At 26.7% G+C, this 17474-nt stretch carries 23 protein-coding genes and 2 pseudogenes; all 25 read left to right on the forward strand.

The features are described 5' to 3' along the window. Nucleotide 1: 1 nt before the first annotated feature. On the forward strand, nucleotides 2-430 hold the full coding sequence (locus tag FMAG_RS12785) for a macro domain-containing protein (RefSeq protein WP_005887344.1): 429 nt from the start codon (nucleotides 2-4) through the stop codon (nucleotides 428-430). A gap of 14 nt (nucleotides 431-444) precedes the next feature. Continuing rightward, a complete protein-coding gene (locus FMAG_RS12790) occupies nucleotides 445-792 on the forward strand; it encodes an immunity 51 family protein (protein ID WP_040494169.1) in 348 nt (115 codons plus the stop codon). Between the two features lie 14 nt (nucleotides 793-806). After that, a complete protein-coding gene (locus FMAG_RS13480) occupies nucleotides 807-1355 on the forward strand; it encodes a hypothetical protein (RefSeq protein WP_005887348.1) in 549 nt (182 codons plus the stop codon). Nucleotides 1356-1370: 15 nt separating this feature from the next. Next, on the forward strand, nucleotides 1371-2135 hold the full coding sequence (locus FMAG_RS12795; protein WP_005887349.1) for a DUF4253 domain-containing protein: 765 nt from the start codon (nucleotides 1371-1373) through the stop codon (nucleotides 2133-2135). 10 nt (nucleotides 2136-2145) lie between these two features. Beyond that, nucleotides 2146-3000, forward strand: a pseudogene (locus FMAG_RS14195) (YwqG family protein). Nucleotides 3001-3015: 15 nt separating this feature from the next. Further along, a complete protein-coding gene (locus FMAG_RS12805) occupies nucleotides 3016-3582 on the forward strand; it encodes a hypothetical protein (protein WP_005887351.1) in 567 nt (188 codons plus the stop codon). Between the two features lie 15 nt (nucleotides 3583-3597). Next, on the forward strand, nucleotides 3598-3810 hold the full coding sequence (locus FMAG_RS12810; RefSeq protein ID WP_005887352.1) for a hypothetical protein: 213 nt from the start codon (nucleotides 3598-3600) through the stop codon (nucleotides 3808-3810). A gap of 10 nt (nucleotides 3811-3820) precedes the next feature. Then, the gene (locus FMAG_RS12815) at nucleotides 3821-4345 is read left to right on the forward strand and encodes a hypothetical protein (protein ID WP_005887353.1); all 525 of its coding nucleotides are present in this window, start codon (nucleotides 3821-3823) and stop codon (nucleotides 4343-4345) included. Nucleotides 4346-4354: 9 nt separating this feature from the next. Further along, nucleotides 4355-4894: a DUF2262 domain-containing protein gene (locus FMAG_RS12820; RefSeq protein ID WP_005887354.1), complete on the forward strand. Its 540-nt coding sequence runs from the start codon at nucleotides 4355-4357 to the stop codon at nucleotides 4892-4894. Between the two features lie 10 nt (nucleotides 4895-4904). After that, nucleotides 4905-5390, forward strand: a complete 486-nt coding sequence (locus FMAG_RS12825) for a DUF4259 domain-containing protein (protein ID WP_005887355.1) — start codon at nucleotides 4905-4907, stop codon at nucleotides 5388-5390. A gap of 114 nt (nucleotides 5391-5504) precedes the next feature. Continuing rightward, nucleotides 5505-6281: a hypothetical protein gene (locus FMAG_RS12830; RefSeq protein WP_005887356.1), complete on the forward strand. Its 777-nt coding sequence runs from the start codon at nucleotides 5505-5507 to the stop codon at nucleotides 6279-6281. A gap of 40 nt (nucleotides 6282-6321) precedes the next feature. Then, complete coding sequence (locus FMAG_RS12835; protein ID WP_005887357.1) at nucleotides 6322-6861, forward strand: SUKH-3 domain-containing protein; 540 nt, start codon at nucleotides 6322-6324, stop codon at nucleotides 6859-6861. Between the two features lie 26 nt (nucleotides 6862-6887). After that, complete coding sequence (locus FMAG_RS12840; RefSeq protein ID WP_005887358.1) at nucleotides 6888-7427, forward strand: CbrC family protein; 540 nt, start codon at nucleotides 6888-6890, stop codon at nucleotides 7425-7427. Between the two features lie 12 nt (nucleotides 7428-7439). Next, entirely contained in the window at nucleotides 7440-8627 is a 1188-nt protein-coding gene (locus FMAG_RS14320; RefSeq protein WP_005887359.1) for a GNAT family N-acetyltransferase, read from the forward strand. Nucleotides 8628-8666: 39 nt separating this feature from the next. After that, nucleotides 8667-9161, forward strand: coding sequence for a toxin-antitoxin system YwqK family antitoxin (locus tag FMAG_RS12850; protein ID WP_005887360.1), 495 nt, complete (start codon nucleotides 8667-8669; stop codon nucleotides 9159-9161). Nucleotides 9162-9170: 9 nt separating this feature from the next. After that, a complete protein-coding gene (locus tag FMAG_RS12855; protein WP_005887361.1) occupies nucleotides 9171-10253 on the forward strand; it encodes an ankyrin repeat domain-containing protein in 1083 nt (360 codons plus the stop codon). 14 nt (nucleotides 10254-10267) lie between these two features. Continuing rightward, nucleotides 10268-11587: a hypothetical protein gene (locus FMAG_RS12860; protein WP_005887362.1), complete on the forward strand. Its 1320-nt coding sequence runs from the start codon at nucleotides 10268-10270 to the stop codon at nucleotides 11585-11587. Next, nucleotides 11559-12017 carry a DIP1984 family protein gene (locus FMAG_RS12865; RefSeq protein ID WP_005887363.1) on the forward strand — a complete coding sequence of 153 codons (459 nt, stop codon included), beginning with the start codon at nucleotides 11559-11561 and terminating at the stop codon, nucleotides 12015-12017. The genes FMAG_RS12860 and FMAG_RS12865 overlap by 29 nt, the downstream gene beginning before the upstream one ends. Before the next feature lie 226 nt (nucleotides 12018-12243). Next, the gene (locus FMAG_RS12870) at nucleotides 12244-12582 is read left to right on the forward strand and encodes a hypothetical protein (RefSeq protein ID WP_005887364.1); all 339 of its coding nucleotides are present in this window, start codon (nucleotides 12244-12246) and stop codon (nucleotides 12580-12582) included. Between the two features lie 391 nt (nucleotides 12583-12973). Next, complete coding sequence (locus FMAG_RS12880; RefSeq protein WP_005887366.1) at nucleotides 12974-14098, forward strand: suppressor of fused domain protein; 1125 nt, start codon at nucleotides 12974-12976, stop codon at nucleotides 14096-14098. 9 nt (nucleotides 14099-14107) lie between these two features. After that, nucleotides 14108-14587: a hypothetical protein gene (locus FMAG_RS12885; protein ID WP_005887367.1), complete on the forward strand. Its 480-nt coding sequence runs from the start codon at nucleotides 14108-14110 to the stop codon at nucleotides 14585-14587. Nucleotides 14588-14602: 15 nt separating this feature from the next. Next, a complete protein-coding gene (locus FMAG_RS12890) occupies nucleotides 14603-15064 on the forward strand; it encodes a GNAT family N-acetyltransferase (protein WP_005887368.1) in 462 nt (153 codons plus the stop codon). Then, entirely contained in the window at nucleotides 15061-15618 is a 558-nt protein-coding gene (locus FMAG_RS12895) for an RNA 2'-phosphotransferase (protein WP_005887369.1), read from the forward strand. Before FMAG_RS12890 ends, FMAG_RS12895 begins: the two co-directional genes overlap by 4 nt. A 25-nt stretch (nucleotides 15619-15643) precedes the next feature. Then, on the forward strand, nucleotides 15644-16825 hold the full coding sequence (locus FMAG_RS12900; RefSeq protein WP_005887370.1) for an RNA-splicing ligase RtcB: 1182 nt from the start codon (nucleotides 15644-15646) through the stop codon (nucleotides 16823-16825). Nucleotides 16826-16847: 22 nt separating this feature from the next. After that, a pseudogene (locus FMAG_RS14200) lies at nucleotides 16848-17459 on the forward strand (tetratricopeptide repeat protein); the annotation flags it as partial. Nucleotides 17460-17474 lie beyond the last annotated feature (15 nt).

Consider the following 17474-nt stretch of genomic DNA (forward strand, 5'->3'; position numbering starts at 1 on the left):
AATGGAATATAGATTAATTCAAGATGATGTATTCAATCATAAAGATTGTTATTATGCTCACTGTATAAGCAGAGATTATGCTCTTGGAGCTGGAATTGCTGTGGAATTTGATAAAAGATACGATATGAGAAATAGATTATTAAAACTAGCTGAGGAAAAACCAGAAACTTTAGATGAAAAATGTATAGAAGTAGAGAATGTATTTAACTTGATAACTAAGGAAAAATATTGGCAAAAACCAAGTTATAAATCTTTAGAAGAATCCTTATTAGAGATGAAGGAGAAACTATCTAAAAATAAAAATATAAAAAAATTAGTTATGCCAAAGATAGGTTGTGGACTTGATAGATTATCTTGGTGTAAGGTTGAACCTATGGTACAAGAGCTATTTAAGGATTTGGATATAGAGATAGTAGTATGCTATTTATGATAGGAGGAATGAAAATGACTAAGGATTTACAAGAGAAGATTAAACCATTTTTCTGGGTAGAACATGATAATTCATACTCAGTTTGTTTGACAGTAGGAGAATATTTACAGGAAGTATTTGATACTCGTGTAGAAGAGGGATTTGAAGGAAATGGATATGATTGGGCTAGTTTAGCACAGGTATTTTTAGATGAAAAATGTCCAGAGTTACAAGAGAAGGTAGATTTTGACCCAGAGGGTAGTATGTTTGTAGCATATTCAGAGAATAAAGAGGCTTTAATAGATTTTATTTCTAAGTTTAAAGAGGCTTGTGAGAATAGAGAGGAGATTTTAGATTTATTTAGTAGGGCTGAATTAGATTAATAGGAGGGAGTTATATGTCCAAGAAAGTATGTGAAAGAAAGGCTGGTTATTTAGCTTTTTGGGCAGGAAACTTTAAAGATGTAGAAGATTTCTATAAATATATTCAATCATTTTACTGTATCTTTGAGGGAGAAGAGGACGAATATAATCCTGAATATAACTTTTTAGAAAAAGATTTTAATAAAGAGTTAGAAAAAATCTTTTCTGTAGAAAGAGAGTGGAAAGAAAAATTTGAAGAGATGTTTGAAGAAGCATTTAATAGATTTGAATATGATTTTGGAGTAACTTTTGATGAAGATTTCCAAGTATGTGGAAGTAGTGAAGAGCCAACAGATGAATTAGAAGTTTTATTTAAAGATTGGGAGGAGTTAATTGAGCCTGTAAAAAAATTCTTAGGAAAAGATAAATTTGATAAAAAATATAATTGTTTCTTTGGAATACCATCTTGTAAATATAGTGGAATTATCCCAAAAATTTCTAATGAATGGGGAGAACTTGAATTTTTAGGAAATGTAGAAGAAAATACTTTTTCAACTGATATGGCAGAAGAGTATAATTGTTAAAAGGAAAGTGATATTATGGTAGAAATGAGTGAATTAGCAAAGGAGTTTGTAGAATTTTTTGACTGTGAGTATGAATATTTTCCTAAAAATACCTATGAAGAGATAATGGAAAAGTTTGAAAAATATGTGGAAGATGGAAAAGAGAAAGGATATTTTCCTGTTATTGTAACAGTAGATGAAACACTTTTAGAATGTTTAGCTTTTAATGTATCAGATGATGAAGAGTTTAATATAGAAGATATAAGAAAATATAGAGAAAAATATATCTCCTCTATCTATTCAGAAGGTGGAGAAAATATATTGAAAGATTTAGTGAATAGAAGAAAAGAGGAAGCTGAAGATGATGAAATAGCTTGGGAAGAGGAAATAATAGGAGAGTTTGAAGATAGTGGAGAGGATAGACTTAACTCTCCAATAGGATTTTTAGATTATAGAACAGAAAAACCTGTTGAACTATTTATAGTAAAAGTTCCTGTTAAAAATCCTTGGGAGATATTTGCTTGGTTACCAATGGGAAATTGGAATGAGTGTCCTACTACTTCAGAACATATGGCAATATCAAGGTATTGGTTTGAGAAATATGGAGCTGTACCAATTAGTATGACACATGATGTAGTGGAATATAGAGTTGAGAAGGTTATAAAAACAGAAGATGAAGCTATGGAAGTAGCAGTAGAGATGTATGGATATTGCCCTGATGTAGACCAAAGTTATGATACTCTTGGATTATTAGCTGGTAGTTTAGTAGATTCTAGTGTTTGGTATTTCTGGTGGGATTAGAGGTGGTAATATGATAGATAAAAAAGAATTAGAACCTTTAAAAAGAAATGCAATAGTAATAAATTATAGTGAAGAGAATAGAGAAAAAATTCCTAAAGGTAGTTCAAAAATTGGAGGAAAACCTGATTTACCAAAGGATTTTCAATGGTATTACTACAATGGAGAAGATTATAAAAGAAAAGTTGCAAATAGACCCCTTTCATTCTTAATGCAAATTAATTGTGAAGAGGTACATAAATACGATAAAGAGAGTCTTTTACCAGAGAAGGGAATACTATATTTTTTCTATGAGTTGATGACTATGACTTGAGGATTTTCTCCTGATGATAGAGGAAGTGCAAGAGTTTTCTATTATGATGGAGATATAGAAGATTTGGTGTCTACTGATTTTCCAGAGGATATGGAAAAGGATTGTATAATTCCTGAAGCTAAAATAGATTTTGAAAGTATGAATGACTATCCTATTGACTTTTTTGATTACTATGATGATGAGGATAGTGATGAGGAAATTGAAAGAAAAGAGAAAGAGTTTGAAAAAGATTTAGAGGAATTAGGATATAAAACTGATACCACAAAACTTTTAGGACACCCAGAACTTATTCAAGGAGAGTATTTTGAAGAGTGTGAGGGAGTTGCTAGGAAAAATCTTTATTATGGTTCTGCACCTATAAAATATGGAGATTTAAAAGGTGAGATAAGGGAAAATGCTAAGGATTGGATACTGCTTATGCAAATGAGTGAGTTTGAGTTTGAAGATTATGGACTATATTTTGGAGATTGTGGAAAGATATATTTTAATATTAGGAAAGAGGATTTAAAAAATAGAAACTTTGATAATGTATGGTTAATTCTTCAATGTTACTAGGGAGAGGAGGTAATTATGATATATAAATTTACAGAAGTATTGAATGATTTAGTTAATTATTTTTTTCTTAGTGATATTTTATTATTAGAAAAATGGAAAGAACAGAATAATCTTTCTGATAATTTAGGAGCAGAATTTATTTCAAATGAAAGTGGGGATAGAGTTTTTTATGAAAATATTGCTATTCCTATGATGGATATTGAAAATTATCCTTATATAGTTCTATTTAATCTTTCTAATGATATACCAGAATTATGTAAACAAGAAAATAAATTACAGTTTAGAAAAAGTGGTTATTATCTTAAAATAGAGAATAATATACTTATGCTTTTTACGTGGAGAATATTAGAAAAATTTACTCATAATAATATAGAGAATTTAATTACTTGCTATAAACAATATAACAAACCTCTTATTGAACTTCCAAATGGTTGGTATCATATTGAAATTTTAGGTGGAGAAATTTTAGAAAATGGTTATTATGAACCAACATTAGAATTTATAATTCAAGTAGTAGAAGAAATAAATGTAGTAAAAGAAGATATGAATTTGAGCTTTAAAATAATAAGTTCTACTTATTAAATAAAAGATAAAGGATTGAGTAGAGAAGCTATTATCAATGAAAGTGATGAGGTAGCTATAGCTACAGCCTTTGCACAAATAAAAATAACAGGTAAGATAGATAAAGAGCTAAAAGAAAAGGCTTTGTTATCTTTAAAAAGAATGGAATTGATAGCTAAAATCTGTGGTTATGGAGAATCTGAAATTAATAAACAACTTTATAGTGATTTAGAGAGTTTTAAAAGTTAAGGAGATTACTATGGAATATATAAAAGATTTTCTAAAAAATGAAGATAGAGAAAGTTTTGACAAATTATGGGAAAATTGTACAAAGCTTGTTTGGATAGATTGGAGAGAATACGACGAGGATATAATTAATTATATAGAGAATGTAATTCAATCTGGAAAACTTATTGGAAAAAATGAAGATACTGATAACAAAATGGGATTTAATATAATTATCGAATGGAATGGAAAGAAGTATAAAATATCTTATCCTAATGAGGAAGGGTCTGATAGAGATACTACAATAAAAACTTTAAATAAGGTAATACAGCCAGAGTACGAAATAAGATTGTTTATGGAAAGCTTAGGAAGTGATACCCTAGCTTTTGTTCCACTTTCTAAAGAGGAGTGGGAGGAATTAGAAAAAGAGTTTGGAGAAGAAAAAGTAAACTATTATTTCTCTAAGATAAAGGATAATAGTAAGATGTTTGATTTGGATATGGATGAACTTTTTAAAATTTTGGATAAGAGAAAAGAGATAAAAAATTTCTTTGATTAGAGGTGGAATATGGAAAAATTAAGAGTAGATGATTTTGAAATAGAAGAAAATGAATGGGGATATGTTTTTTCAACCTATTTTGACTTTTGGGAAGATGAAGTAGGAGTAACATTAGATTTAGATTACAATATAAAAGATGAAAAAGAGCTTTCAGAAGAGGAAATCAGAGAAGTTATAGAAAAAGCTTTAAAAAATCTGAATCCTCTATTGAAAAAAGCTGAAAGTAATAGAAATCAACTCATAGAACTTTTAAAAGAAAAAAACTATATAGAATTAGCAAATGAATGGATAGCAGGAGCTGAAGAAGTAGAGGGAAAAGAGGGATATTATTTAATAGATGATGAAGAAGTTCATATTCCTATTACAGAGGAAGAATTTGAAAAAAGTATTAGTTGTAGAGGAGGAATAGGAGCTACTATTGGTTTAGATGGAGAACTAGACTTTATATCTATTTACTTAGTATTTGAACCAGATTATTTTGCTGGACATTGTATAGAAGGGTATATTAATGAAGATGGTAGTTTTTCAGTTAATGGATTAGCTGGATAGGGAGGTAACTATGGGAGCTTGGGGTATAAAAGCATTAGAGAGTGATGAAGGATTAGATGTTGTTGATGTTTTAAGAGAATATCTTGAAGGATTTAAAAATAAGAGAGTGATTACTTTAAAAGAAATAATAAATTTAATGATTGAACAAGGAATGTTAGGAGAAACTCTTGAAGAGATAGAATTTCTTTATGATAATACAGCAATAGCCATATCAGAACTTTATTTTGATTTTAAAGAGAATGGAAAATTAGATTATGATGATGAAGAGGAAGATGAAACTACTTTTTCTAAATTAGAAAAATTTTCTAGTGATAAAAAATCTTTAAAATACCTTATTGACTATTTAACTAATATTTATAATAAAGTTCCTGATGAAGATGGCGAAAGAGAAATAGTAGATTTGTGGTATGATAATGGACAAAATCCAAGTTATGAAGAATGGTATAATCATTTAAAATCTTTGATAGAAAAATTAAAAGGTGAATATGGAAACTAGGAGATGTTTAGCTTATCAAATTTTAGAATATACTAGTTGTCATATATGAATAATAAAGAAAAAACAGTAAATATATAAGTGAACTAAAGACCTAAAGTGAGGGAAAAATATTTAATGGATAAAAAAAGTAAAAAAATTCTGATGAATTATATGAATGATACAAAAAGAAATCTATTATCATATGAAGAAATTGCATATGCAAAGGAACAGGGAGCTATTTTAGAGGATTTGCCTATTTCATCTGAAGAAGCTATATCTATTTTAACACAAAGTCTTAAGTGTATTTCTCTTAATGATGTTGCTAATGCTTTTTTATATAGTTTATCTACTCGTGATATGGAATATAGATATATTTTAGCGTCATATGTGTATGCTGTAAGCTGGTTGAAGTTTGACAGGGGAAGAACAGACAAAGTTCCATCTCAACTGGATAGAACATTTTATAATTGGGTTAAGTACCAAGGTGGTGGGATTTGGGGTGGAATAGGAAAACCAATTTTTTATCTTAATGAATTTACTCATATGGATAAAAAAATCCCTACAAATATTGACAATGATATTTTAGAGAAAATAATATCAATATCATCTACAATGAACGACGGAGCTACAGGCATTATGTTATGTAAAAAAATTCAGGAAAGAAAACTGTTACCTTGTAATAAAAGTGAGATTATTGGAATCCTTGAAACACTTGCTATTTGTGGAATTTTAGAAACACCAGAGCATAAAGGATATATAGATTCTTTTACTCCACCATTAATGAGAGATACTGGTAATTTAAAACAAAGTTTATCCTATCCACTCAACTGGTGGCATGGAGAAAATAAAGTAAATTATGATAACTGCTACAAAATTTTTAATATTGATTTTTCTTATTTATCAGAAAAGTAATAAAATTAGAAGTTGGATATGGAAGCTAGGAGATGATTGTATGGGAAAAGTCTATAAACTTAATAGTGAAAAATCTTTAGCCCATCAAGTTTTAGAATATGCTGGTTGGTATGAGGGAAGAAAAGTAGATGTAGAAAAAATAATAGAGTATTACCAAAAGAACAATTATATTCTAAATGATTTTGCCAAAAAATTTTTACAAGAATTTTCAGGTATAAAAGAGAATTGGTTTTTCAAATATATTGGTAAAAATGGAGAAGTACGAATAGATGGAAATGATTTTAGCTTTTCTATTCCTTATGATTTACCTTTTGAGGAAGAAGATAAAGAGTATGAATTAAAACAAATTCCAGAAGAGGTAAGAGATAAAGTAATTCCAATAGTTGAAACAGGCTGGCATATTGGTGGCACTTTATGGATAGATGATAAAGGAAAATTTTATCATACTCTTTATTATAGAAATGATTGTATGGAACAGTATGATTCTATCTTTGATTATTTAGAATATAACTTTAGGTACTATTTAGGAAATGAAATTTATGTAACTTTTGAAAATCAAAGAGATTTAGAGAAAAATTAATATGAAAAAGTATAGGAGGAGTTTTTATGAAAAAAGAATTACCATTTTTTAAATATTATCCAGACCCTTTAAAAACAGGAGAGTTTGAAACTGACGAAACAGTAACATGCGAATGTTGTGGAAAAGAAACTGATGTTTATTATACAGGACCTTTTTATTCAGTTGAAGATATTGAATATTTATGTCCAGAATGTATAGCTAATGGAAAAGCAAGTAAAAAATTTGATGGTGATTTTGTATCACTTTATTTTGGAAAAGTTAGTGATGAGGAAAAAATTGATGAGCTAATACATAGAACTCCTAGTTATTGTGGTTGGCAACAAGAGTGTTGGATAACTCATTGTGATGATTTTTGTGCTTTTATTGATTATGTAGGAGCTAAAGAATTAGAAAAAATGGGAGTTTTAGAAGAAGTTATTAAAAATGGAAATCCTGATGATGGAAATGAATGGAGTAAAGAGCAGATAGAAATAATAAAAAATATGGTTAATGGTGGACATGTACAGGGATATTTATTCAGATGTTTACATTGTGGAAAACATTTTTTATATTTTGATGTTGATTGAGGAGAAAGAATTATGAGTTTATTAAAACAAGATTTTTTTACAATAAATAATATCCCTGTAATTTTATGGGGAGAAAAGAGTAATAAAATTATAATAGCAATTCATGGAATGATGTCAAATAAAGCTGATATTCCAATAGAGATACTAGCTAAAATTTCAATAAAATATGGCTATCAAGTTTTAAGTTTTGATTTACCAAAGCATGGAGAGAGAAAAAATGAGATGATACCCTTAACTCCTCAAGTTTGTGTAAAGGAATTAAATAATATATATGAAAAATTACAAAAAAATTGGGAAGAAATTTCTTTATTTGCTAATAGTTTAGGAGCATATTTTAGTCTTTTATCTTATAAAGATAAAAAAATAGAGAAAGCTTTCTTTTTATCTCCACTTGTGGATATGAGAGAACTTATTGAAAATATGATGAAAGCATTTGGAGTAACAGAGAAAAAGTTAAAAAAAGAGAGAGAAATAGCTATACCAATAGGAGAAACTCTGTCTTGGGATTATTATTTATATGTTAAGGAAAATCCAATAACAATATGGACTCCTTTTACACATATTTTATGTGGAGATAAAGATGAAATTTGTAATATAGAAACAACTAAAAAATTTTCAAAACAATTTAATTGTGAGTTAGAAATTTTAAAAGATTCAGAACACTATTTTTACAAAGAGGAACAATTAAAAAAATTAGCTGAAGACTTAGAAAAGTTTTTAGAAAATAAATTGGAGATAAGAGAGATAAAGAGAAGTGAATACCACTTATTAGATGATTTTTTATATGGAGCAATTTTTATTTCTGAAAATGAAATTACTCCACCAAGAGAGATTACTAAACTTCCAGAATTACAAATATATATTAAAGATTTTGGAAATAAGAAAGATGATATAGCTTTAGTTGCTGAAGTAAATAAAAGAGAGATTGTTGGAATGATTTGGACTAGAATAATGAATGATTATGGGCATATAGATGATGAAACTCCATCATTAGCAATATCAGTAACTAAAAAGTACCAAAATAAAGGAATAGGAATGGCTCTTTTAAAAGAGATGATAAAAATTATGAGAAAGAAAAATTATAAGAAAGTATCTTTATCAGTTCAAAAAGAGAATTATGCAGTAAAATTATATCAAAAAGTAGGGTTCAAAATTTATAAAGAAAGTGAAGAAGAGTTTATAATGTTGCTAGAATTATAATAGAAATTTATAAGTACTATTAAAATAAAGAGGTAAATTATGAAAAGACTAATAATGTTGATATTTTTTAGCTTAATAACTTATTCTTTTAGTTATCAGATAGAAGAAAATTTTACAGGACAGATAGTAAAAAAATATGAAAATGGACAAGTACAATCAATAGAAAATTTTAAAAATGGGAAATTAGATGGAGAGTTTAAAGAATTTTATAAAGATGGAACTCTAGCTCAAATAGGAAGTTTTAAGAATGGAGATTTAGAAAGTATAAAAGCTTTTTATGAAAATGGAAGTTTAAAGTTTGAAGAGATTTTAAAAGATAGAAAAGGAAAATATAGAGAATATTATCCTAATGGACAGTTAGAAGAAGAGGGAGAAGTTTTTCAAGGGGAAGAAGCAGGACTTTGGAAATATTATAATGAAGAGGGAAAATTACTTTCAGAAGGAAGATATAAAGAGGGAAAAAAGATAGGAAAATGGAAGTTATATAATCTTGATGGAAGTTTATTAAAAATAGAAAATTATAAAGAAAAATAGGGAGGGACTATGTATAAGATTGGTTACATTGGAAATTTTGAAACAGTACCTCAAGTAGTGGAATATATTATAAATAGTGATATTGAAAAATTGGAAGAAGAATATAAAAAAGGTTGGGATATAAATAAAAAAATATTTATACATGAATTTGTAATAGAAACTCCTTTAGAGATAGCAATACAATGCATAAAAGAAGAAGTTATAATGTGGCTTTTAGAAAAGGGAGTAAATGTAAAAGCTGAAATAGATGACTGGGGAAGTCCTATTTCAAGTGCAGGACGTTTTTTATCTTCAGATATGTGTGAATTATTAATAAAACATGGAGCATTGGAAAATTTAACTAAAAGGCAATATGAAAGAATTTTTGCTGATATTTACTATGGAAAAAAATTTGAAAATATAGATATTTTTGAAAAGTATGGAGTAACAGTTAAAAAATACGGAAATAACTGTCTAAGAGAGGCAGTTTATGATAGAAATATAGAGTTAGCTCAAATGTTTTTAGATTATGGAGCTGATATAAATTATCATGAATATGAAATGGTTTTTACTGACAATTCAACTCCTGTGATGGTAGCTGTTCAAAGAAACTCTTTTAAATTAGTAAAATGGCTTGTAGAAAAGGGAGCAGATATTACAATTAAAAATAAATTTGGAGAAAGACCATATACAATAGCAGTTTTAAATAAAAATCAAGAGATAATGGATTATATTAAAAGCTTAGAACCAGTAGATTTTCACAATGAAGAAGCTAGAAAAGGTATAATAAAAAAATATAAATTGCCAAAAGATATGGTAGAGTTTTTTGATAAAGGAAATTTAAAGATAGAGTTTTCAGGTAATATTGATAGTAAATATATTGAGTTTTTTAAATTGGAAGATACAGTTGAAATGACTTGGAAAAGAAAAAAATATCTCTCTTTAGTAAAAGATTTAGAAAATTATTGGTTACATCTTTTATGGTATTCTAAAGAAAAAATATTGTATATTTTTGATGGAGAACATGAGGAGATTTATAAGATAGGAGATTGGAACTATTTTATAAATAATTGTGAAGAGATTGTTGGAAAATTCATAAATGGAGAGCTTTAAAAGGGGCTGATATTATGCTGGAGATATTTGAAATTAGTGTATCAGAACTTTATAGAAAGTCATTTAGAATAGCTTTAATATTTTTACTAAATCTAGCTATTATCTTTGGAATAAATAAATTTGATATAAAAGTTGAAACCTTTACTATATTTATTCCAGCTATGTTGGGAACAGTTTTTATAGAGGAATGGAAAGGAAAAAGGGGAAAAGATATAGCAATAAATAGTTTAATCTATATAGTTATTTTCTCTTTAAATGCTTTTTTACTCTATAAACAGATAGAAATTTTAGATAGAAATGAGTTTTTAAGTAATAGTCAAATACTTTTCTTTAATCTAAAAACAGTATCTACTGATATTATAGTATCTATCTTTGTTATGGGATTTTTATATTCTTTAGTAAAAGATTTAGAGTGTAGAGTAGCTGTAATAGATATGTTTAGGTACTTTAAAGAAAAAGCTTCAAGAATTTTAGTCTTATTTTATGGAGTAATTTTTACTTTGTATATCTCTGTTTTAATATATTATGGATTAAATACTGATGTTTGCCATGATTTATTAAACTTATTTTTTCTTTTCTTTGTAATAATTTTTATCTGTTTTCTGATGTTAGTTTTTAAAAACTTTTTAATTTCAGATAAAAAAGATGAGGTTACTTATAGATTAAGAGAGAAGCCTTTAGATTTTTATGCAAAATATTTGTTAATAATAATAGCTATAATAATAGGAGCTGGAATAATAATTTCTACATACATTATGTCTGTTAGCCTTATGATAGGAAAAAATATAACATTTCTAATAATAATAGGTGGAATTATAACCTTATTATTAGTAGTGATAGTAGAGATTTTAATTTTGAATATGTTAATTAAAATTAATGGAAGAGTTCAACCAAAATCAATGAATGTAAAGAAATTTTTCAATGTCTTAATTATCAATATTTTAGGACTAATACTTCTAGGAATTGTCATATTCATAGATTATACTATTGATATGAATATTCTCATTATTAATTCTATGCTTCAATATATTTTACTTGCTATAATGATAAGTTTTATAGGATTAATTATAAATTTTCAAGTACTAGGAGTTTTAGTTGATATTCCACTTACATTAGCTTTAAAAAGTGGAGTTAATTTAACTTTAAAGTTTTTAAATCCCAAAGTTTTACTAATTTTAATAGGAAAAAATATTTTCCTAATAATTAGTATTCTAAATGGAAGTTTTACAGGGCTTATATACTTTATAAATTTAATTATATCATTTTATTTAATAGAATTTTATTTAGATGAGAAGGAGGTTTTAAATGAAACTTGCAGAAGCATTAAATATTAGAGCTGACTTAAATAAAAAAATACTTCAACTAAAAGAAAGACTTTTAAGAAATGCTAAGGTTCAAGATGGAGAAGAACCTTCTGAAAATCCTGAAACTTTACTTTTAGAATTAAATTCTAATCTTTTAGAACTTGAAACTTTTATAAAAAAAATTAATAAAACAAATAGCAGAACTTTTTATAAAGATAAAACTATTACAGATTTAATTGCTGAAAGAGATATTCTAGCATTAAATATTTCTATAAAAAGAGATTTTTTAAAAGAAGCAAGTGAAAAAGTAAATAGGTATTCAAGTTTAGAGGTAAAAATTTTTAGTACTGTGAATATTCCAGAAAAACAAAAAGAAATAGATAAACTTTCAAAGAGTTTGAGAGAAACTGATATGAAAATTCAAGAATTAAATTGGACAACAGAATTATTGGAAGATTAATAAAAAAGGTATTTATCAGAGTGAATGTTATCTCTAGTCAGTCGAGAATGGAACTGATAAAAATCCAAAAAGAGGTTAATGGAGTGAAATCAAAAATTTAAAGATATACTCAGTATTGTTACAAATGTACAATTTATATTTTATAGTTTTATTACCAGACATTAGCTGATAAATGGGTGGGACAGGGGATTTATAAAAGCAATAGTATTATAATTAGGAGGAGATTATGATTGGAACTCTTGACAATGAAGCTATACTTCATGTAGAGGTAGTTTTTTGGAGTGAAAAAAGAAAAAATCCACCTAATTTAATTAGTGGAAAATATTGCCCTCATTTTGTAGTAAAAGGAAAAACTGAATATTTAAAAGTTTGTTTTCTTGATGGAACTGAATGTTTCTTTAATAAAATTGCATTAGGAAATGTTCAACCTCTTTATCCTGATACAATAGATTATAGTTCTTTAGCAGATGATACAGAGTTTTTAATATATGAGGAAGAAAAACTTGTTGGAAAAGGGAAAATATTAGGGAGAACTATTCCTTATAAAATAAAACAAAGGAAATGATAAAATGGGAATACAAATAATTTTAATTATACTCTTAATTATAGCTATTTTTTATACTTTTATATACTTTCTATTTATAAGAAAATATGAAGATTTAAGAAAACTTTTTATATTGAATAAACTCTATGATATTTTCATTATAATTCCAGAACTTTTTATAGGGGTTCATAGTTTAATATTTTTTAGAATTTTAACCTTTATAAATCTTTTAAGTATTATCTATATAGTTATTAAAGTTATTAAAAATAAAGAACCTAAAAGGAAGATTATATATGCAATAGTTAGTCATTCAGAATGGTTAATCTTTTTTTAAAAGATTTTATATTTTAAAGGTGGCCTGATAAAAAAATCAGACCACTCATTAAGATATAAAACAGAGGAGGAGATTTTTATGAGATATACTGAAAATGAAAGAATAGAGATTATAAAATTTATAGAGGAAAATTTTGGTAAAGTTGAGGAGATATATGAAATTGGATATGATAATTATTATTTAGATGTAGCTCAAATTAATCCAACAGAGGAAAAACCATACTATACCATTATAACTCTTGGAATGGGAGAATATGAGATGTATAACCAAAATAATGAAAATTTTTCAAGTTTTGCAGAGCTTATGATTTCTTTCCCTCCTGACTGGAATTTTGATGACAAAAATTATACTTGGGCAATAGATGAATTAATACAATTAACATATATTCCATTTACTTACTTTTTCGCATATGAATGGGGACATTTAGAAAATAATTTTGAGTCTTTTAGTTCTAAAACTAATTTAAGTGCAGTAGCTATATTATATCCAGAAATGAAAGAAGAAAACTCTGGACTTTTAAAACTTGAAAATAGAGATTTACAATTTTATCAAATAGTTCCTTTATATGATGAGGAATATACTTTTGCTTTAAAAAATGGAATGAAAAATTTATTATTACTAGATGTAGAGAGAAAAATAAACTATGTTGTGGATATGCAAAGAGAAAAAGTTCTTGAATATTCAGAGGAAGAAAAAGAGTTACAAAATGATATTATGGATTCATCAGAGTGGCATTTAGGAGATTATTACTCAAAAGGAATAGAGGTAGATGAGATAAATGTATATAATCACTTGGCTATTTTTCTTCGTTGGTGTATGGAAAATAGTTTTTTAGCTGATAATTTCTTAAAAGCTTATGGTAAAGAGCTTGAAAAATATAAATCTCAAGATTTTATAGATTTAAGAGAGTTTGTAAAATATAGATTGAAAGGAGATTTAAGAAAATCATTCTTTAATGATGTGGGAAAAGAGTTTATTAGATATTACTACGACTATGATTTTGATGATGGAGATTTTTTTCCAGGAGATATAGATAATTATGCTAAAAGAATTTTTGGAGAGGAGAGATATTATTCTCCAGAGTTAAAAAGAGAAGCTTATTTGTATCTAAATTTTGATGAAAAATACTATCAAGATATGAAAGAAATTATAGATAAAGTCTATAATAAATGGTTAAAAGAGTTAGAAAATTATAGTAATTAGGTGAATCTTATGGGAAATTATAGGATTGAAAGCAAAATAAATATTTTATCAAAAATAATAGATAGTATTTTTATAATTTTCACTTACTTTATAGTTTATTTTGGATTAAAAACAAAGGTTACTTTTTCTAAAAATAGTTATATTATTTTTACAATTTTATTGGCAATTTTTTATAGTTGGATATTTATAAGAGATTTTCTTTTATATAAGACTATGAAGATTACTCATTATGAACTGATATTTTTTTATCCACTTTTAAGAAAAGAAGTTAGAATTAAGAAAAAAGATATAGAAAAAATAAAATTTATAGAAAGTGAATTTATACCTAGACTTTATATTCACTATTATAGAATTAAAATAATTACAGAAAATAAAAACTATATTATATCTTCAAAGGATTATAAAAATTTTTGGAGTATATTAAATAATATAGGGACAAAATTACCAAAAAGAAAAATCGAGAGTTACAGAAGAAATATTAGGATATAGAAAGGAAGAGTTTATTTGAAAATTTTAAAAGTGGAAAATGATAAAAAAAGATATATTAATTTATTATTATTAGCTGATGAAGAAGAAAAGATGATTGATAAATATCTTGAGAGAGGAGATATGTATGTTCTTGATGATAATGGAATAAAGGCAGAGTGTGTAGTAACTAATGAAGGTAATGGAGTATTGGAGATAAAAAATATTGCTGTATTTCCTCAATATCAAGGACAAAATTATGGAAAAAAGTTAATAGAGTTTATAATAGAAAAATATTCAAAAGATTATTCAGTTATACAAGTTGGGACAGGAGATAGTCCAACTACTATCCCTTTTTATGAAAAGTGTGGATTTAAAAAATCTCATATTATAAAGGATTTTTTTATTAAAAATTATGATAAGCCTATAATTGAAAATGGAGTTCAATTAGTAGATATGGTATATTTGAAAAAAAGTTTGAAAAAAGAGGAATTAAAATGAGAAAATTAGATGATATAAAACTTGGAAAATTTTTAAGTCTTATCCTTAGACATAAACCAGAAACAGTAGGAATAACTTTAGATAAAAATGGTTGGGTAGATGTAAATGAGTTAATAGAAAAAATAAAACTTTCTGGTAGATATATTGATATGGAAATACTAGAAAGAATAGTTAGAGAAAATAATAAGAAGAGATATTCTTTTGATGAAAATAAAAAGAAAATAAGAGCTAATCAAGGACACTCTATTGAAGTGGAGTTAAATTTAAAAGAGATGACACCTCCAACTATTCTATATCATGGAACAGCAACTAGATTTTTAGAAAGTATTAGAGAAAAAGGAATAATTAAAGGAAAAAGACAATATGTTCATCTGTCTAAGGATATAGAAACTGCCAGAAATGTTGGGAAAAGACATGGAGAAGTAGTTATTTTACCAATAGATATAGAGGGCTTGAAGAAAATTGGACATAAATTTTATCTATCAGAGAACAAGGTTTGGTTAAGTGATGATATTCCAAGTAAATATATTTTATGGGATAAAATTATTTATTAAGATATATAAAAAGAAAGGAATAATTATGTATAAAATAATGTCGAATAATTTGACTGATTATGAAGCTATAAATCAGATAGAAGAGATTAATAAGATATTTAATGATAATAACATAGTAATTATGCCAGACTATCATGCTGGAAAAGGTTGTGTAGTAGGAACTACTATGCTGATAACTGATAAAGTTTGTCCTAACCATGTAGGTGTAGATATTGGTTGTGGAATAGCTGGTTATAAAATAGATAAGAGATATTTTAAATTTGATATAGAGAAATTAAAAGAGTTAGATGATATAATAAGAAAAAATATTCCAAGTGGTTTATCAATAAACAAAAGAAAATCAAAGTTTATACCTAAAGGTTACGAGATAAAATTAAGAGCTAAAGTAGATAGACAAGCTATGGATAGAGCTTATTTAAGTTTAGGAACTCTTGGTGGAGGAAATCATTTTATAGAAGTAGGAGAAAATGAAGAGTGTTATATTTTATTTGTTCACTCTGGAAGTAGAAATTTAGGAGTTCAAGTAGCAAATTATCATCAAAATATAGCAATAGATACTTGTAACAAAGAGAGAGTAGAGTATATTTATAATATAACTAAAAATGTAGCTCCAGAAGAGAGAGAAAAGATGATAGAGGAATATAAGAAAGAAAATCCTCATATTCTGAATCCAAGCTGTTATTTAGAAGGAGTTTATTTAGAAGATTATCTCTTTGATATGAGAGTAATGGAAGAGTTTGCATGCCTAAATAGGGAGATAATGATAAAAACTATTTTAGAAAAATTAGATATTCCTTTTGTTAAAGGAAATTATATAGAGAGTACTCATAACTATATAGAGGAGTATAAAGGGCTTCATATTTTGAGAAAAGGTGCTACATCAGCTAAAAAAGATGAAAGAGTTATAATTCCTTTAAATATGAGAGATGGAATTATCATAGGAATAGGAAAGGGTAATCCAGAGTGGAATTATTCAGCTCCACATGGTGCTGGAAGGATTCTTAGTAGAAAAAAGGCTAAGGAAAATCTGTCTTTAGATGAGTTTAAAGAAACTATGGAAGGAATATTTACTACTTGTGTATCTAATAGTACTTTAGATGAATCTCCTATGGCTTACAAACCTATGGAAGAGATTTTAGAGGTTATTGGAGATACTATTGAAATAGAAGAGATAGTAAAACCAATTTATAATTTTAAAGCTAATTAATATAATTCAAGGAGGGATACTTATGTCAATAGTAACTAAAGAATGGGCTAAAAAATTTGCAGAGGCAGAATATCTTGATGAAATAATAGAAGGATTAGAGGAATTACAAAAAGAAAATAACTATACTGATGAAGAGATGGAGAATGATTTAGATGTAGCTCTCTGGAGAGCTTATGTGTATAATAATATGGATTCTTATGAATACTATGAGCTATCAGAAAAAACTCTTGTTAAGGTAAAAGACAAGGGAGTAAAGAGTGGAGTTTGGTGTTATAGATACTCTTGTGCCTTAGTTTATCTTAGAAGATTTGAAGAAGCTCTAGAGTATAGTAGATTAGGAACAGAAGTTGAGTCAGATTATCCTTGGGGTTGGTTACAACTAGGTAGACTTTGTTACAAGTTTAACTTATTAGACGAAGCTTTTAATGCTATTGAAGAGGGACTAAAGCTAGTACCTAATGATTATGAGTTTTTAACATTGAAAGATGATATAGAAAATGATAGAGGATATGCTTATGCTAACTCTCACTATATAAATGAGGAGTATGATAAAAGTTCAGAGAAAAGACTTATAGATATTGATGATGATAAGTTATACAATGAGTTTTTAAATAAGAGTGATTTAGAGAAAAAATTGGACATTTTACAC

It is taken from the genome of Fusobacterium mortiferum ATCC 9817, from assembly GCF_000158195.2.
Classification (GTDB): domain Bacteria; phylum Fusobacteriota; class Fusobacteriia; order Fusobacteriales; family Fusobacteriaceae; genus Fusobacterium_A; species Fusobacterium_A mortiferum.

Bases quoted from the DNA above. Each gene is read 5' to 3' on its own strand.
- FMAG_RS12785 (WP_005887344.1), top strand. From the start codon at position 2: ATGGAATATAGATTAATTCAAGATGATGTATTCAATCATAAAGATTGT.
- FMAG_RS12790 (WP_040494169.1), top strand. From the start codon at position 445: ATGACTAAGGATTTACAAGAGAAGATTAAACCATTTTTCTGGGTAGAA.
- FMAG_RS13480 (WP_005887348.1), top strand. From the start codon at position 807: ATGTCCAAGAAAGTATGTGAAAGAAAGGCTGGTTATTTAGCTTTTTGG.
- FMAG_RS12795 (WP_005887349.1), top strand. From the start codon at position 1,371: ATGGTAGAAATGAGTGAATTAGCAAAGGAGTTTGTAGAATTTTTTGAC.
- FMAG_RS12805 (WP_005887351.1), top strand. From the start codon at position 3,016: ATGATATATAAATTTACAGAAGTATTGAATGATTTAGTTAATTATTTT.
- FMAG_RS12815 (WP_005887353.1), top strand. From the start codon at position 3,821: ATGGAATATATAAAAGATTTTCTAAAAAATGAAGATAGAGAAAGTTTT.
- FMAG_RS12820 (WP_005887354.1), top strand. From the start codon at position 4,355: ATGGAAAAATTAAGAGTAGATGATTTTGAAATAGAAGAAAATGAATGG.
- FMAG_RS12825 (WP_005887355.1), top strand. From the start codon at position 4,905: ATGGGAGCTTGGGGTATAAAAGCATTAGAGAGTGATGAAGGATTAGAT.
- FMAG_RS12830 (WP_005887356.1), top strand. From the start codon at position 5,505: ATGGATAAAAAAAGTAAAAAAATTCTGATGAATTATATGAATGATACA.
- FMAG_RS12835 (WP_005887357.1), top strand. From the start codon at position 6,322: ATGGGAAAAGTCTATAAACTTAATAGTGAAAAATCTTTAGCCCATCAA.
- FMAG_RS12840 (WP_005887358.1), top strand. From the start codon at position 6,888: ATGAAAAAAGAATTACCATTTTTTAAATATTATCCAGACCCTTTAAAA.
- FMAG_RS14320 (WP_005887359.1), top strand. From the start codon at position 7,440: ATGAGTTTATTAAAACAAGATTTTTTTACAATAAATAATATCCCTGTA.
- FMAG_RS12850 (WP_005887360.1), top strand. From the start codon at position 8,667: ATGAAAAGACTAATAATGTTGATATTTTTTAGCTTAATAACTTATTCT.
- FMAG_RS12855 (WP_005887361.1), top strand. From the start codon at position 9,171: ATGTATAAGATTGGTTACATTGGAAATTTTGAAACAGTACCTCAAGTA.
- FMAG_RS12860 (WP_005887362.1), top strand. From the start codon at position 10,268: ATGCTGGAGATATTTGAAATTAGTGTATCAGAACTTTATAGAAAGTCA.
- FMAG_RS12865 (WP_005887363.1), top strand. From the start codon at position 11,559: ATGAAACTTGCAGAAGCATTAAATATTAGAGCTGACTTAAATAAAAAA.
- FMAG_RS12870 (WP_005887364.1), top strand. From the start codon at position 12,244: ATGATTGGAACTCTTGACAATGAAGCTATACTTCATGTAGAGGTAGTT.
- FMAG_RS12880 (WP_005887366.1), top strand. From the start codon at position 12,974: ATGAGATATACTGAAAATGAAAGAATAGAGATTATAAAATTTATAGAG.
- FMAG_RS12885 (WP_005887367.1), top strand. From the start codon at position 14,108: ATGGGAAATTATAGGATTGAAAGCAAAATAAATATTTTATCAAAAATA.
- FMAG_RS12895 (WP_005887369.1), top strand. From the start codon at position 15,061: ATGAGAAAATTAGATGATATAAAACTTGGAAAATTTTTAAGTCTTATC.
- FMAG_RS12900 (WP_005887370.1), top strand. From the start codon at position 15,644: ATGTATAAAATAATGTCGAATAATTTGACTGATTATGAAGCTATAAAT.